This window comes from Dethiosulfovibrio peptidovorans, assembly GCA_002748665.1.
GTDB classification, from domain to species: Bacteria; Synergistota; Synergistia; order Synergistales; family Dethiosulfovibrionaceae; genus Dethiosulfovibrio; species Dethiosulfovibrio peptidovorans_A.
Genome location: PDTB01000034.1, coordinates 1 through 15,435, shown reverse-complemented (window position 1 = coordinate 15,435; position 15,435 = coordinate 1). Strand labels below are relative to the sequence as shown.

The window sequence follows — 15,435 nt, the reverse complement described above, 5'->3', positions numbered from 1 at the left end:
GCAGCGACGATACGGCACTTGCTTCGGAGCAGGTGGCGCAAGAGGCTCAGAACCTCTCGTCCGGTGCCGAACGGCTCAACGCGATTGTTGGGCAGTTCCAGCTCGATAAAGACGTTGCCATGACGCCGGTACAGCCAATATAAAAACGACAGCTCCTGGCGAAGACGTTGGGAACAAAAACATCTCCGCCAGGAGCTTTTATCATTACTCCTTAAAAACCAAGGTACATCCCTGACCAAGAGCTGTCTTAATCTCCATCGAACCTCCGACCAACTCAATGCGCTCCTGCATGTTCAACAGACCCCGATGGCCCGAAGCTCTGAGGGACTCCAGATCACCGAAAAAGTTAAACCCTTTTCCGTCATCTCGAACGGTCAACTGTGCCCCACTCTCCGTGACATCGACGTTGACTTCGACGTGTTCAGCCTCGCCATGGCGCACAGCGTTGTGAATAGCCTCCTGGACAATTCTGAAAAACGCCAGGGTCCGATCCGGCACTTCGTCCAGTCCATCGGCCACCTCAACCTGGATAGCGATACCCAGATACCGGGATAGACGATCAGACAACTCATCCAACGAGTGTTTGAGCCCCAAATCAAGCCAGGGCGGCGAGAGCTGGTTACACATCTCCCGAAGCTGAGTCACGGTTTCTCTGCCGATATCCTCTGCCACACACAGGTGTTCTTTGCTCTTTTCTCCGCTCTCTAAAGAGGCTAATCGAATCCTTTGAATCAAGGCCGTGATTTCCTGAACAGGTCCGTCGTGGAGGTCACGCGCGAATCGGGATTTTTCCCCTTCTTGAACCCGTACGATGTCCTGAAGATACCGGTTCCAAAGCTCGACCTTCTCTCTAGCTGCCCGAGAGAGGCGACATAGTACCGTCCGCAGGTTGCGAACTTCCCATATGGCTCGTTTTTGTCTGGCATCGGGAATATCGCACCCCCATCTGAGGTCCGAAAGCTCGTCAGAGAGCGATTTGATGGGACCGATGGCCCACCGCCAGAGGATAGCTCCAGACACTACAGCAGTGCCCACGACAGCCAGCATGAGAAGCCCCCACAGACGAGTAGCCCGTACCATAGGACCTATAAGCTGATCCCAGGCGACGGCTGCCACAACAAAAACAGACGCCGCAGGCCATACGGCCACGGTGTACCTTTGCCCCTGATCATCCGCCAGGTCCACTGCCCGCCCGATGGGGATGTCCTCCCTCCAAAGCCGCAAAAAAGTGGCCTCAGCTCCAGGAGAGGCCAGGAGTATTTGGCCATCTCCGTCCACAACAGCCACCCACCCAGGCAGGGACGGTCCCCACTCGAACACCTGAAGCTGACGAAGCATCTTGATAAGAGGAGACGGGAAAAGCCACTCCGAATCTTGATGGTGTACGCGAGAGGCCACGTTCTCGGCCAGGTTCTCCACGTACGAGGCCATAACACGGTCCATAGCCTGCTCATGGTGAACGATACCGATCCCGGCCGTGAGGAAGACGGCAACGGTGGGCAGAAGAAGGGCTAGGGAAAAAACCGTCGACAGGCTCCATCGGACGGGAAGACGGGGACGTCTCATTCGATGAGCTCTTCCAACGTCAGAAGGCCGTTTTTCAGCGCCAGAAGCATGGCCTCCGTTTTGTTGTGGGCCCCAAGTTTATCGTAGATCGACGCCAAGTGGGTCTGGACGGTTCGCTCGCTGATGAAAAGAACCGCCGCCACCTCCTTGCTGGGCAGGCCCCTCGCCGCGTAGAGCAGGACTTCTCTCTCTCTGGGAGAGAGGTCCTCCAAGGGAGACACCTCCCCTACAACCGAGGCTACCTCACTATCCAGATAGAGCCCACCTGAGACCACGGTCTGGATGGCCTTCGCCAGGGCCTCAGGAGAGGTCGTCTTGAGGACAAACCCCTTGGCTCCGGCCCGAAGGGACGCCAACACATATTGTTGAGAATCGTAGGACGTAAGCATAACCGGTATAACGGGAAGTCCAGCTTCCTTGATACGACGAGCCAAAGATATGCCGTCCTCGTGAGGCATCCGGATGTCCAAAAGAGCTACCCTGGGTTTATGATCGTTGATCATCTCCCAGGCTTCCTTCCCGTCGGAGGCCTCGCCGACCAGCTCCACATCAGTTTGCCTGGTGAGATACGCCTTAAGCCCCTGGCGAGTCAGAGGATGATCATCAGCAAGCACCACCGTTATCGTCTCCATGCATTTGCTCCCTCCTTCGACATAGCGGAGAGGCTGAGTTGAACTCGACCTCCCGTACATTTTTCATTATAACCAGGGAACATCGGAGCATAATCAACAATTCTACAGGTTTCAGTCACCGTTGGTCTCCTGGAGCCCCAGATGGCTCTGGACAGGGCACATTGCCTGGATGACCTCGCCGATGAGCTCCGATATCTCAATGTCCATCATCGCAGCCCCCCGTTCGATCAACTTCCGATCTACGCCAGCAGCGAACCGCTTGTCCTTCCACTTTTTTTTCACGGACTTGACTGTCAGGTCCGAGAGAGATCGACTGGGCCGGACCAGCGCGCAGGTCATGATAAGACCGGTGAGCTCATCTACCGTATAAAGGGTCTTCTCCATAGTTGACCGGGGCTCAACATCGGAACAGATGCCCCACCCGTGGGACTGAATCGCCCGAACGATCTCTTCAGGATACCCCTCTTTCTCCAAAATCTCAGCTGCCACGGCGGTGTGTTTTTCTGGATGCTCCTGGCTTACCATCTCCCAATCCAGATCGTGGAGCAAGCCCACAACTCCCCAAAGGTCCTCGTCCTCCCCAGCCTTACAGGCAAAGTGGCGCATACAGGCCTCCACCGCCAGAGCATGGCGGAGATGTCCCTCATCCTTGTTGTACTCCCGAAGCAACGAGAACGCCCGATCTCGATCAACAGCCACACCCATCCTCCCCTTCGGTGAACTGTCAGAGAACCTCCTCGAACGAAGGCTCCTCCATATCCTCGGCAGCCCGAGACGATATGGAACCATCGGAATTCTGACACACTACTCGCAGTATTCTTGCATTTTTGATCATACGTCGACACAGCATACAGGGGTCCCCTGCTGCAAATGACCCATCCGCCACGTTGAATCCCGCCACGTAGATTGTAGCGCCGTTCATTTTTTCCGGATCACCGTTGATAATAGCGTTTTGCTCCGCGTGGACCGCCACGCACAGCTCATATCGTTGTCCCTTAGGTACCTTGAGCGCTTCCCTCCGGCAAAATCCCACATCATCACAGTTAGGTTCTCCCCGACAGGCGCCATTATAGCCAGTACTGAGGATCACGTTGTCTTTGACGATCACGGCGCCGTACCGACGTCTCAGACAGGTAGCTCGCTCGGCCACAGTCTGGGCGATCTTAATAAAGTAACTATCCCAATCGGGACGTTGACGTTTCATGCAGCCTCCCCCTTGCGCTCTATCGGTCCTCTCGCCTATGGCCTATAATCACAGTCACACATCTTCACAGGAGGTTCCCATGATGAGGATCCGAAACCATCCCATACTGGCCTGGTGTCTCTACGACGCAGGCAACTCAGCCTTCGCCACGACTATCATGGCCGTTATTTTCCCAGTTTTCTTTCAAAAGATCGCAGCCGCACCTCTCACCCCGTCTTTGGCCACAGCTTACTGGGGCTACGCTTCGTCTTTAGGCCTCCTGATCAGTGCCATGGCGGCGCCTTTTCTGGGTTCCATCGCCGATGGACAGGCGATCAGGAAGTTCATCCTTGTCCTGTGTACAGCCGTCGGGGCCCTCGCTTCCATGGCGATGGGGCTCGTTGGCCCCGGCAACTGGCCCTTGGCTTTGACGCTTTTGGTTGTGGGATCCGTGGGATTCTCCGGTGCCTCCGTCTGCTACGACTCACTGCTCCCCCATCTGGTTCCCCAGGCACAACTCGATCAGGTCTCCAGCGCCGGGTACGCCATGGGCTATCTCGGAGGAGGAACCCTTCTCGGGCTCAATCTGATCACGATGACTCTGCTTCCAGGACTTCCGGGCGTACAGCTCTCTTTCGTATCAGTCGGCCTCTGGTGGCTGGCCTTCACGTTTCCTCTCGCCATCGCTGTCCCTGAACCACCTCGAAACAGGGACGGGAGCAGGTCTTTAGGAGATGCTGTCCGGTCCCTGAGACAAACCTTCAGGGAAATTCGCCGATACAGAGATGCTTTTACGTTTCTCGTCGCTTTCTGGCTGTACAACGACGGCATCGGCACGGTGATCCGAATGGCGGCGATCTTTGGAGCACAGGTGGGGATCGCCTCCCGAACACTGATCTCCGCCCTTCTCGTGACACAGTTCGTCGGTATCCCCTGTGCCCTGCTTCTCGGACATATCGCAAAGAAGATCGGAAGCAAGAAAACCCTCTCAGTCGCCCTCATCTGGTATCTTGTGGTCGCCGGTGGAGCGTACGCCATGACCAAGCGGTGGCATTTCTGGGCCCTGGCCATCGCCGTTGGAGCAGTACAGGGCGGAGCCCAAGCCATCAGCCGGAGCCTCTACGCGTCCATGCTCCCCCCAAGCAGGAGTGCCGAATTTTTTGGACTCTACGACGTCTCGAGCAAGTTCGCCGGCATCCTGGGACCGGCAGCCTTTGGGGTTATCACCCAGATTACAGGATCACCCAGAACAGCTATCCTGGCCGTGGGCAGCACGTTCCTGGCGGGGCTTGTTCTCCTGGCATTTGTAGATGTCGACAGAGGCCGGCAATGGGGCGTAGTAAAAGTCACAGATGAAGATTAATTTTGAGAGCGACGCTCCACAATCATCCGTACAAGGGTGGATTCCGTCCAACTTTTTTCAGGATGGCTTAACACATCGACAACGACAACCAAGGCCAGTGCCAAAACGACAACTGTCAGCAAAATCAAGACCTGCCCCACCGGATGTGAGTTTTTCCATATTCGATGCAGATGCTTTCTCATCTCGCTGCCTCCTCACTCGCATCGGCTACAAACAGCCTCAAAAAAACCAACGGGATCGTCCCAAATCTCATGCAGAAGGATCATTTCAAACAATTGACAGCTCCCTCCAACAGAGGCCTCTTCAAAAAACTGGCCGTCGATGAGGCCGCTTTCATCAGAGCTATACTTAAGCGGCTAGTCAAAAAAGACGGGAACACCTTCAGCAATAAAATGGATAAAGGTAAACGGAACAGTTAAAAGACACACATGTTTCCAAGTTAATTTAGTTGTCATGAACATCTGAATGGACTTGATGGACGGCATTGAGACAACCCGTCAAACCCAAAATCACCATCATCAATCGTGAACGCCAGAGGAGAAAAATCGATGCTCATTCGATCAATTTGAGGCATAAATTCTATTTTATATAACCTTAAGTCCTTACAAAACCTAAAAACACCGAAGAGATTTCGCTAGGGTCGATACCGATATTCCTCCGCCAGATCCCTCAGGAGCATGCATCGAAGACCATCGACAACCTCCAGGATTCGATGGAACAAGGCAGCACAATACTGACAGTCGCCCAGGGCCCGATGATGGGCTGATCCCTCCAACCCCAATGTATGGGCAAGAGCCACCAAGCTGTACTTTTTTGCCTCGGGAAAGGCCTTTCGAGCCAACTCACAGGAATCGAAAACAACCCTGGTTCGCCACGCAGGATCAACGTCCTCCATGACCTGATCGAGAAACCCCAGATCGAAGGCAGGGTTGTGAAAAACCAAAGGGGCATCCCCCAAAAAAACCGCCAGATCGTGAACAACACGATCCAGAGGCGGCGCATTCGCCACCATCTCATCGGTAATGCCGTGAATAGCCATCGCCCCGGGAGGAATGGCCCGTCCCGGATTTACAAAGGTCTCAAAACCCTCTACCTCCACTCCAGGCGAAAACCGCAGAGCTCCTATCTCCACGATCCGATCCCAACGGGGCGATAGCCCCGTCGTCTCTATGTCGACAGCGACAAAATCGCAGTCCCAAAGTATACGATCCACTTTCAACTCTCCTTTTGAAAAAAAACGCGAATCTGGTCGGGAGTCATATCCGACCGAATACCAAAACGCGTCAGGGCAAAATCATATTTAACAGGATCGGAGCGATCCAGCTCCCCGAAGGCTCGCGTCACCTCTAAAGCCGTCTTCAAGTCCGCAGCTTGTCGTCGGGTCAGTCCCAGGGCGAGGGATACTCTGTGCATGTGGGTGTCCAATGGAATTATCAGATCCCCAGGGGCAAGGCACGACCACCCCCCAGGGTCCACGTCATCCTGACGAACCATCCACCGCACATACAGCATCAATCGCTTACAGGCGCTTCCCCTCGCCGGAGACGGCAGGAGAGAATTGCACTCTTCGCCAACCAAGTCCCTCACGAAGGCGCTTAAAGCGGGCAAAAGCGCACCGTCTTTTCGAAGATGCGCTGCCAGAGCCTCGTCTAAGGAACCGTGACAAACTAAAAGCCTCCGAACGCCCCCCAGAAGAGTCACCAACTCGTGGGCTCTGGAAAAACGATGACAGAACCCCTTGAAACAGCGCCTCCAAAGCTCTTCGTCTCCGCCCAAGACAAAGGAGCGGGGCGATGGGCCCATGGTATCCAGCACCTGCCTGACGCTTTTCAAAATCTGGACAACCCGACCATAGGCCAGAGACGATGCCACCAGTCCAACGATCTCCCGATCCCCGAGTTCTGGATACTCCCACAAAAACTCCAGAGGATCAGGATGGATCAACTCTCGCCGGTTGTATCGATCCCGTATGCGATCTAAAGGGAAACGCAGTTCTTCCAGCAACGATTTTTTCAACCCGTGCGACTCCCCGGCAACTACATCGTCTCTGGAAAAAGAGACAGGAAAAACATCGATCGAGTTTCCCACGACACCACCTCCTCGCCAAGACGTGATCCTTTGAATAACTATACCATCGGTGTCGGTAAAAGGAAAAGGAGTCGCCCTCGTTCAAAGCGGCTCCTTTTTCTACGTTCATTGCTATACTGTTATGCTGTGCCAGACGCCTGTCCTGATCTCCATTGGAGGCAGGGACTGTGCACGTTTCGTGGAAGCTGACATGACCGTCTCACGGCTTGGAGATCACCAACCGCCACCGCCTCTACCACCTCCGCCGGGACACTCTCCTCTGCCTCCATCGGAGAAAGCTGAGGAGAATTCCGCCGACAGAGACACGGCAGACGAGGCAATTGACCCAGCAAAGGATTCACCCAAAGACGAGGTAAACTATCCCATGGAGCCTGCCGCAGCTATGTGAATCGGGTTAGCTCCCACATATCAGGAGGGACTGTACCCTTCCTCACCGACAGCAGCGGCCCGAGTAAGGACCGTCTCGAAGGCCTTACCTCACGCCCCTTCGAGACCGAGAGCCAGGGCGTATGGGGAGGTAGAGCTCGAAGAGTTTGGGGATCCTCTCGGGTGGGTTCAGGGTCTTCAACCGATCGTCCTCGGTGGTTCGCAGGTACATGGCAAAGCCCTTGATCCTGTCCACGAGCTTCCGCTACTCAGGCCTGAGGTGTCTCAGCAAGGAATAAAATATGACCATCAAAAGGGCCATGACGATCAGGCACAGAGCGCAGACAGGCGAGATGACGATTGAGGCCTTGTAGATAAATCCAGCCATGACAAGCACTTCAAGAAGAAGGACAAAGACGACGATTGGCGAGATAACGATGGCCCAAAAGAGCGTATTTTCTCTCCATTTCCGTATGTGCCTTCGCCCCCACCAAATGGAAAAGCTACAGAAAACAGGCAGGGCCGTCATGAAGATAAAACGAGTTTTTCAACACAGCAAAAAAATTTTCGACATTTACTGATGCCATTCACGATAAAAGAAAGAATAATCGACAGAAAGATTCCGAAGAGAACAGCTTGTAGTACAAGCTGTTCTCTTCGGGGGTGAGGGGGCCTTTATGTGACTTCCTGGTCTGACGTACGAGTTGATAAAGGAGCGACCGTCAAATCCCTTCATGGCCTCCCGAACCACCGCGGGCGAGAGATCGTCAGGGGGATAGAAGAGGGGGATGATGCTCCCCTTGTTCTTCCCATGAGACCGCCACGGTGAGCCCTTCCTTACAGCCCAGAGGAGCCGTCGTGAGGAACGAGGCCGATGCGCCGTCGGCTCCCACCACTATCCTGCGGCTGAAGCTGGAGATCTCTTCGGCTCCAAGAGCGGGAAGAACGAACAGCAGCAGGGCGGTGACAGCCCCCATAAATCTCCGGCCCCACAGGACGGTCGTTCACAGGGCCTGTCGCCTCGCAGAAGACGATCTTCGTAAACGCGTGACACCCTTCACAGGCAAGTGCCTCCTCGATCATGTGTGCTGTCTTGATTATGCATACTATTCGTGAATTATAGCATTGAATGTTTTTTCCCAAAGAGACTTTTCAGATTTCCTCGCCTTCATTTTATTCTATTGCCGACGAACGTTCCGTTCAGCTCCTCATCGGAGAATGACGGGATCGACTCACGCACAGGGGGCACAGACAGAGAGAGCCCTAAAAAGAGACGCATCCGCCCCGACGCGCGAGCAAAGGATCGGCGTCGGGGCGAATGTGTGGTTGGGTTGAGGCGGGAGGTTGGCTTCCACCTCGGTCGTGTCTGCCTATCTCTGTTCTATTCCCGATTCCCTAATTCTCTGTCCAGCATGTACAGGGCACGTGCACTCCCCTTAAGCATCTTGAGTTTTGCTACGTTACGAACAGCGTTATCTTCTTCCTCAACCTGCTCGGTCACCAGGTCGTTGAGCATGATCCGACTGGCGTGGTCCTTCTCTTCCATGGCGAGGTTCGTAAGATCGTCAATCCGTCGAGAGATATATCTCTCGTGCTCCAGGGCCTCAGTAAAAGCGTCAAGGGGCGACTCCCACTCAGCTTTAGGAGCCTCTATCGCCTTGAGGATAACCCGACCGCCACGCTCCAGAACGTGATTGTAAAAGAGCATGCCATGTTCCATTTCCTCTTTTGCCTGAACACTCATCCACTTGGCCATGCCGGGCAGATCCACAGAATCAAGCCAGGACGACATGGACTGATAGAGATACGCCGAGAAAAATTCGGCGTTGATCTGATCGTTCATAGCCTCTTCCATTTTTTTGCTCAATGCCATTGTCAAACTCCTCCGTTTCTCTACATAAGTATTAGACACCTAACTAAAAGGATTGATTCCTAATCTCAATACGAGGGGAATCATACCATGGTTTCAGACAGGCGTCAACGAGTTTCTTTTTTTCTGTGGATCCCCCGTTCGTGGTCGGTGCCCGGTATGAGGTTGTCCAGGATTCCCGCCGATATTCCCGCAACCGCCATGGCAGTCTTTCCCACAGCCCAGAGAACCTGGCCGGCTATCCCCAGAGAGAAGAACATCTCCTTCTGGCCCTCAACCCACCCCGGAAGCCCCAGAGCCATGAGAAAGGCAAAACCCACGATCATGACGTTTCGTTGAGAGCCCATATCGGCACGGCTCAAGGCCTGGATTCCCAGAGCCCCGATGATGCCGAAAAGAGCGATGTAGCAACCTCCGATGATGGGCGTAGGGATCGTCGCCACAAGAGCTCCCAACTTGCCGATGCAGCTCATGATGATGAGGATGATCGCGCCGACACGAACAACCCACCGGGACGCCACGCCGGTCAGACCGATAAGTCCGATATTCTCAGTGTAGGATGTGCAGGCAACAGCTCCGCAAAAACCACCGACAGCGCATCCGATACCCTCGGCTCCTATGCCCTTGTTCAGGGTTTCCTCAGTGGGATCGTCGAGGCCACATGCGTGGCTCACGTTGTAATAGTCACCCAGACTTTCGATGAATACGGCGAAAAATCCGGCCAAAATAGCGCCGAAAGCTATGATGCTGAACTTCGGGGACCCCCAGGGCATGAGACCAGTAAACTGAAACCACCGGGCCTCTTTGACGCTTGAAAAATCGATAAATGCCGGATGTCCAGTCTCGAAGATACCTGAAACGCTGAGTACAAGGCACAGAAGGTAGACGAGCACAACGCTGGAGAGAATTGAAAAGATGTTGATGTAGCGATTTTTCATCCCAAGGCTGAAAAGAAAGATCAGGATCACGACAGCCAAGGAGACCGGCCAATAATGGGCAGCGTTCATCTCCACAGCAACCGGGGCCAATGAAAAACCGATAGCCATGATCGTCGGGCCGACCGTGACCGGAGTGATGAACCTCCGAACCTTTCCGACCAATCCGGCATATCCCATGGCAGCCATCATAACCCCTCCCAGAATCAAAGCGCCTCCGACATACTGAAGACAGACATCGGCCCCCTGAGCCCCATATGCGCCTATAATAGTCATGATAGGAGGAATAAAACTGAAGCTGGACCCCTGAACGATGGGCAGCCCCGATCCTAACGTACTTGTCTGGATGAGAGTCGCCAGTCCCATGGCCAAATATACCGCACTGATGAAAAAACCGATCTGCACGGGTGACATCCTCAGGGCGGGACCAAAAATCAGGGGAACCAGCGTGGTGGCCCCAAAAAGAGTCAGAACGTGTTGCGCTCCGGCAAGGATCAAAACGGGAAAACGAGGCCGGTCCTCCACTCCGTACGTAAGGTGAGTCATAGCATATCTTCCTCCTTCAAGAGATGAGCTCGTGATTGTCGCAGAAAATTGTACCACTCAATGTAACCGGTTGCATTAAAAGAAGGACGGTGTCTCAGATGAAAAAGCAAGGTACCTCGGTCATGAACTGTGTCAACTTGCTGAGGGAAGCCCAATCGGTGGCGGTCCTCAGCGGAGCTGGTGTCTCTACCAGCGCAGGGATCCCGGACTTTCGAGGTCCCAACGGAATTTATAGGCGTCAGTACGACGTCGATCCGGAGCGAATTTTTGACATCGATTTTTTTCTTGAGGCCCCGAGTTTTTTCTATCGGTTCCATCGAGAGTTTCTGACGGCCCTGGAAAAAATCACCCCGACCTACACCCATCGTTTTCTGGCAGCTCTGGAGCGAGACGGGAAACTCAAAGGCATCGTCACCCAGAATATCGACGCCCTCCATCAACAGGCGGGCTCACAGTCGGTCTTGGAGATCCATGGCGGCGTCTGGAGCAGCAGGTGCATCTCGTGTGGACAATCCTACGACTATAAAACCTCTTACAAGATGACCATGGCCGAGGAGGTGCCTCACTGCTGCGGGTGTGGCGGAGTCATCAAACCGAACATCGTGTTTTTCGGAGAGGCGGTCATGCATCTGAACGAATGCCAGTCTCTGATGCACAAGGCCGATCTTCTGCTCGTTCTGGGATCGTCCCTGACGGTCGCACCAGCGGCCATCCTCCCATCTCTGTGCAAAGGAAGTATAATAGTGGTCAACAAGGGGTACGTCTCCCCTGCGTATCTTGCCCCTGATCGAATCGATATCCGAATCGACGGTGATCTGGACGAATTTTTCCAGGAACTCAACACGGAGCTTCAATTGGGGATACAATAGGAGAGTGAAGCGTACACACCCCGAAAAACGGAGAGGAGAGAGACCGGACTGATGAACGTCATTCGACGAACGCTGCTGTTGCTCCTCACGAGTCTGTCGATCTTGAGCACTCCTGGAGGAGCAGCACATGCCACGGTCTTGACCACACCGGGTATCAGTATCGTGGTTCTGCCAGTGCAAAACGACACCCCTATTGAGATATGGAAAAGTAAATACTACCCCGTGGACGTCTTTCCCGAAAAGATCACGGAAGAGTTTGTAACCCTGCTCCGGGAATATCCATACGCTCAGGTTTTAGTTCTCCCGCCCGAACAGGAATCGGACTGGTTCAGGGGACGAGGTCCCAAGGGAGACATAGGGATCAAGCTTCTTTTCTACAAACTAAAAATGACCGATCGGAAACACCTGGGAATGGATCGAATGGGGTACGTCGCTCTGCGGATAGAGCTGTTCGACGGCATTACTCGAGAGAGATTTGGAGCCTTTTCCGTTGCTGGAGAGGACAGAAGGTTCACCTTCATGCCCGGTGACGGACGGACATTCTATCTCACAAAACAGCCAGAGAGTGGAAAGCTTTTGTTCTTCCGCCCTTTGGATCTTTTGCCGATCAATAAAATGTTTCCCCGAGGTTTGGATTTTTGGCAGCTTTTCCCCAACCCCAAGGAGTACGATCAACCCATGAGCCGTCCACTTTGGAAATCCTTCAAGAGGACATCGTACTGGAACGCTTTCAAAAAAGCTCTTCGGAAGAGCCGAGATACCCTGTTTGACGGGATCACAGGATATCGTATAATCGGGCGGATCATCTCACCGACAAAGGACAATATGGCAGCTAAGCCCCCTAAGAGGCGGCGCTACATCATGAGCCTCGGCAAAATTGAGGGCCTTCGACCAGGTGATCTGCTCTCAGTGATCCGAAGCGACCGATATGACACTGTGGACCCTGAACGGCCTGTCGTAGTCCTCCCTGAGAAGATCGGAACCGTTAAGGTTCTGTGGGTTCAAGAACATGAAGCGATCATTGAAGTCGTCAAGGAGAACAAAGAGGTCCCTATTGGCCTTCGAGATCTCGTTGTCATGTCGATTTACCATGCCCATCGCTAAAAAAAGCAAAGGAGGAATAACAGTTATGAACAAGATACAAATCGTGGTTTTGGCGTTCGTTGTGTGTCTTTTTGCAACGTCGCTATCAGCAGCTCCCCGCCCCAGGGACAACTCTCAGTCCCTCGTTCTTCAGGAGGCATGGCGAGCTGGACGTCAAATGGTAGAAAGTGGCATGTACATCAGAGGAGTAACCTTCCTGAAGGCGTACCTGCACCAACAACCTCAATCGCCTGATGGGTGGTACTGGCTGGGCAAAGCATACCAGGGTATGGGACATCTTCGAGAAGCTCAGATGGCATTCACCACCACCCTTGCGGTCGATCCTCATTATCCCCCTCTTTCCCGAGTTCTTCAAAATCGGGCTACGGGAGAGGCCGTCGCTCTGTGGGATCCTGCCGGATTGACGTTTACGCACGGCTTGCCGGTCATCGTGCCCACAAGATGCGATCACCATGGACATCTCCCGGGGCAATGCATCCATAGATACAACGCAAGAGCATACGCCGCGCCTCTGGAGTATGTAACTCAGCCGAAAAGTACCGCTTCCTCCCCAAAAAACACAGTCAGACCACAACCGGTATTAACTCCTCGGACTGTCACGGGAATGTCTCCTTTGGGTGCCAAAAAAGTACTCGTTCATCCGGGGCAGAAGTTCAACCCGGTCGTCCCCATTCCTCCGGTACGGAACATCACCGGTGAACCGGAAGGCCCTGGTATCCCGACCATCCAAGGCCCATCGCCAAACGCACCTTCGGGCTCTGTTCCCATGACCGTCGCTCCTACAGCCCCTGCGCCTGCGGCCTCTACGCCCCAACCAGTGCCTGTGTATATACCTCCGGCACCTCAGCAAAAGACATCTCACTAAAAACCGCACGTATAAAAAAGATCGGAAGAGGCCTTCTTCCTCTTCCGATCTTTTTTAGCCGTGATAGTCCTTAAGTGGAGCGAAGCATTCTTCGCAAAACCGTCGGACCTTCTCCGTAGAGGTCAAGGACATCACCTGTTCCACAGTCTCCCTCATGAGCGAGCGATCAACCTGAGCCATGATCCACCGTGTCATCAAAACCCCGTCGCTATTGACGCTGAAACGCTCAAGCCCCATACCGATCAATAGAGGGATAAGCAGTGGTTCGCTGGCCATTTCGCCACAGAGACTGACTTTGATCCCCTCTTGGAGACCGTTTTTGATGGTCATATAAACCAGCCGGAGCACAGCCGGATGAAAGGGACTATATAGACCAGACAGGTTGTCATTGCTTCGATCCACCGCCAACGAATACTGTATGAGGTCGTTCGTACCGATGCTCATAAACTCCACCTCTTTGGCCAACAGGTCGGAGACGACCGCCGCTGAGGGGACCTCCACCATAACCCCCACTTCAACATCAGGGTTGAAAGGAATGCCTTCCTTTCGAAGGGCCGACTTGACATCCTCCAGGAGGCCCCGAGCCTGACGCAACTCTTCCACACCGGAAATCATTGGGAACATAATCTTCGCCTTCCCAAAAGCACTGGCTCGGAGCAACGCCCGAAGCTGGATACGAAAGATATCAGCTCGTGCCAAAGAGAGCCGAATCGCCCGGTAGCCCAAAGCCGGGTTTAATTCTCGGGGAACGTTAAGATAGCTGGGGACCTTATCACATCCTATATCCAGCGTCCGAAAAATAACAGTCCGTCCCTGAGTGGCCAGAACCGCCTTCTTGTACACGCCAAATTGTTCTCCTTCAGTAGGCAACCTATCCCTATCCATATAGAGCTGTTCGGTCCGAAAAAGCCCTACCCCTCGAATTCCCTTCTGGAGAGCTCTCTCTACATCCCGCAGGGTATCCACATTGGCATACAAACGAAGGGGATAGCCATCTTGGGTAAGCGTTGGTCGATGAGCCATCTCCGCAAGCTGCTGGTGAAAACCGATAAAAGATCGTTGTTTTTCCCTGTAACGTTCCAAGGTGGCCTCATCAGGATTTCGGATAACCGTCCCGTCACTCCCGTCTATGACAAGAAGTTCACCGGTCTCCACCATCTCCAATATCGTCGAGACACCGATAACGGCAGGGAGTTCCCATTGGCGGGCCTTGATAACCCCATGGGAACTCCTCGTCCCTTCCTGAGAGACGATGCCCAGGACTTTATCCCGATCAACCCGAGCTAAATCCCCAACATCCAAGTTCCGGAAAACAATGATAGATGGTTCGTTAATTTTAGACAAATCACCACCTTCTACATGAAGAAGGAGACGACATAGACGGGCTGAGAGATCCTTGAGGTCATCGGCCTTTGCCTTAAGGTAAACGTCATCCATATCCTCGAATACTTGAATAAATTTGTCAGCCACAGAGCGAACGGCCCATTCAGCATTGACACTTTCGGTAATAATTCTCCCCTTGACTTGACCGATAAACTCAGGATCGCTGATCATCATGCCGTGAGAGGTGAAGATCTCCACCTCGTCGCGAAGCAGACGAGACGAAACACCGTCATAGACCTCCCGGATTTCCTGTTCCACAACCTCAATGGCAGCATTCAGACGATCGAGTTCCAACTCCACATCGTCCACGTACTCTTTCTCAACCTCGATGTGTTCTTTCCAATCGACGAAAGCCCGACCAATAGCCACTCCAAGCGACACCCCTATACCCTTGATGACGATCCCCCCTCAAATAATTCAGGAATAAAAGACCACGTCTATCATACACTAACATGCCCTCCTGCCATACGACAGGAGGGCATGTTCACATCTGGTGGGCCGAAGTGGACTTGAACCACTGACCTCTCGGTTATCAGCCGAGTGCTCTAGCCACCTGAGCTACCGGCCCCAAAGGGAAAAGGCACTTGGCAAATTCCTACTCTCCCACGAAGCGAATCGCAGTACCATCGGAGCAAGAGGGCTTAACTGCCGGGTTCGGCATGGGA

At 53.6% G+C, this 15,435-nt stretch carries 17 protein-coding genes, 1 tRNA gene and 1 rRNA gene; 5 read left to right on the top strand and 14 right to left on the bottom strand.

The features are described from left to right. Positions 1 to 204 precede the first annotated feature (204 nt). The 4 genes from CSA35_09570 to CSA35_09555 form a co-directional block, all read right to left on the bottom strand. Positions 205 to 1,566 carry a histidine kinase gene (locus tag CSA35_09570; protein PIE53780.1) on the bottom strand — a complete coding sequence of 454 codons (1,362 nt, stop codon included), beginning with the start codon at positions 1,564 to 1,566 and terminating at the stop codon, positions 205 to 207. After that, positions 1,563 to 2,198, bottom strand: a complete 636-nt coding sequence (locus tag CSA35_09565) for a DNA-binding response regulator (GenBank protein PIE53779.1) — start codon at positions 2,196 to 2,198, stop codon at positions 1,563 to 1,565. Before CSA35_09565 ends, CSA35_09570 begins: the two co-directional genes overlap by 4 nt. A gap of 111 nt (positions 2,199 to 2,309) precedes the next feature. Then, positions 2,310 to 2,897, bottom strand: coding sequence for a hydrolase (locus CSA35_09560; protein PIE53782.1), 588 nt, complete (start codon positions 2,895 to 2,897; stop codon positions 2,310 to 2,312). A 25-nt stretch (positions 2,898 to 2,922) separates the two neighbouring features. Continuing rightward, entirely contained in the window at positions 2,923 to 3,402 is a 480-nt protein-coding gene (locus CSA35_09555; protein PIE53778.1) for a cytidine deaminase, read from the bottom strand. Between the two features lie 82 nt (positions 3,403 to 3,484). Between CSA35_09555 and CSA35_09550 the strand changes: the two genes are divergently transcribed. Further along, on the top strand, positions 3,485 to 4,744 hold the full coding sequence (locus CSA35_09550; GenBank protein PIE53777.1) for an MFS transporter: 1,260 nt from the start codon (positions 3,485 to 3,487) through the stop codon (positions 4,742 to 4,744). Here the strand turns inward: CSA35_09550 and CSA35_09545 are convergent. Continuing rightward, positions 4,741 to 4,926: a hypothetical protein gene (locus CSA35_09545; protein PIE53776.1), complete on the bottom strand. Its 186-nt coding sequence runs from the start codon at positions 4,924 to 4,926 to the stop codon at positions 4,741 to 4,743. The two genes, CSA35_09550 and CSA35_09545, sit on opposite strands and share 4 nt — an antisense overlap. Between CSA35_09545 and CSA35_09540 the strand changes: the two genes are divergently transcribed. Then, a complete protein-coding gene (locus CSA35_09540; GenBank protein ID PIE53775.1) occupies positions 4,915 to 5,163 on the top strand; it encodes a hypothetical protein in 249 nt (82 codons plus the stop codon). The genes CSA35_09545 and CSA35_09540 overlap by 12 nt on opposite strands. 215 nt (positions 5,164 to 5,378) lie before the next feature. On the opposite strand, the gene CSA35_09535 is transcribed toward CSA35_09540, so the two are convergent. From CSA35_09535 to CSA35_09510, 6 genes are all read right to left on the bottom strand, one after another. Further along, complete coding sequence (locus tag CSA35_09535; GenBank protein PIE53774.1) at positions 5,379 to 5,963, bottom strand: DNA polymerase III subunit epsilon; 585 nt, start codon at positions 5,961 to 5,963, stop codon at positions 5,379 to 5,381. Beyond that, positions 5,960 to 6,760, bottom strand: a complete 801-nt coding sequence (locus CSA35_09530; protein PIE53781.1) for a TIGR02757 family protein — start codon at positions 6,758 to 6,760, stop codon at positions 5,960 to 5,962. Before CSA35_09530 ends, CSA35_09535 begins: the two co-directional genes overlap by 4 nt. Before the next feature lie 703 nt (positions 6,761 to 7,463). Further along, on the bottom strand, positions 7,464 to 7,727 hold the full coding sequence (locus CSA35_09525; protein PIE53773.1) for a hypothetical protein: 264 nt from the start codon (positions 7,725 to 7,727) through the stop codon (positions 7,464 to 7,466). Positions 7,728 to 7,965: 238 nt separating this feature from the next. Continuing rightward, complete coding sequence (locus CSA35_09520) at positions 7,966 to 8,175, bottom strand: hypothetical protein (GenBank protein PIE53772.1); 210 nt, start codon at positions 8,173 to 8,175, stop codon at positions 7,966 to 7,968. Positions 8,176 to 8,579: 404 nt separating this feature from the next. Beyond that, a complete protein-coding gene (locus CSA35_09515) occupies positions 8,580 to 9,071 on the bottom strand; it encodes a ferritin (GenBank protein ID PIE53771.1) in 492 nt (163 codons plus the stop codon). Between the two features lie 104 nt (positions 9,072 to 9,175). Then, the gene (locus tag CSA35_09510; protein ID PIE53770.1) at positions 9,176 to 10,549 is read right to left on the bottom strand and encodes a xanthine permease; all 1,374 of its coding nucleotides are present in this window, start codon (positions 10,547 to 10,549) and stop codon (positions 9,176 to 9,178) included. Positions 10,550 to 10,647: 98 nt separating this feature from the next. Here CSA35_09510 and CSA35_09505 point away from each other — a divergent pair, with 98 nt between their 5' ends. Genes CSA35_09505 through CSA35_09495 form a run of 3 tightly spaced genes read left to right on the top strand, consistent with a single transcriptional unit; the run spans position 10,648 to position 13,387 of the window. Continuing rightward, positions 10,648 to 11,418 (top strand): RNA polymerase subunit sigma, encoded by a 771-nt coding sequence (locus CSA35_09505; protein PIE53769.1) that lies wholly within the window; start codon positions 10,648 to 10,650, stop codon positions 11,416 to 11,418. Between the two features lie 51 nt (positions 11,419 to 11,469). Beyond that, positions 11,470 to 12,522, top strand: coding sequence for a hypothetical protein (locus tag CSA35_09500; GenBank protein PIE53768.1), 1,053 nt, complete (start codon positions 11,470 to 11,472; stop codon positions 12,520 to 12,522). 25 nt (positions 12,523 to 12,547) lie between these two features. Next, positions 12,548 to 13,387 (top strand): hypothetical protein, encoded by an 840-nt coding sequence (locus tag CSA35_09495; GenBank protein ID PIE53767.1) that lies wholly within the window; start codon positions 12,548 to 12,550, stop codon positions 13,385 to 13,387. A 54-nt stretch (positions 13,388 to 13,441) separates the two neighbouring features. Here CSA35_09495 and ptsP read toward each other — a convergent pair whose 3' ends face one another. The 3 genes from ptsP to rrf all read right to left on the bottom strand — a co-directional run. Next, the gene (gene ptsP / locus CSA35_09490) at positions 13,442 to 15,166 is read right to left on the bottom strand and encodes a phosphoenolpyruvate--protein phosphotransferase (protein PIE53766.1); all 1,725 of its coding nucleotides are present in this window, start codon (positions 15,164 to 15,166) and stop codon (positions 13,442 to 13,444) included. 95 nt (positions 15,167 to 15,261) lie between these two features. Then, a tRNA-Ile gene (locus tag CSA35_09485) sits at positions 15,262 to 15,338 on the bottom strand. 14 nt (positions 15,339 to 15,352) lie between these two features. Beyond that, positions 15,353 to 15,435, bottom strand: a 5S ribosomal RNA gene (gene rrf / locus CSA35_09480); the annotation flags it as partial.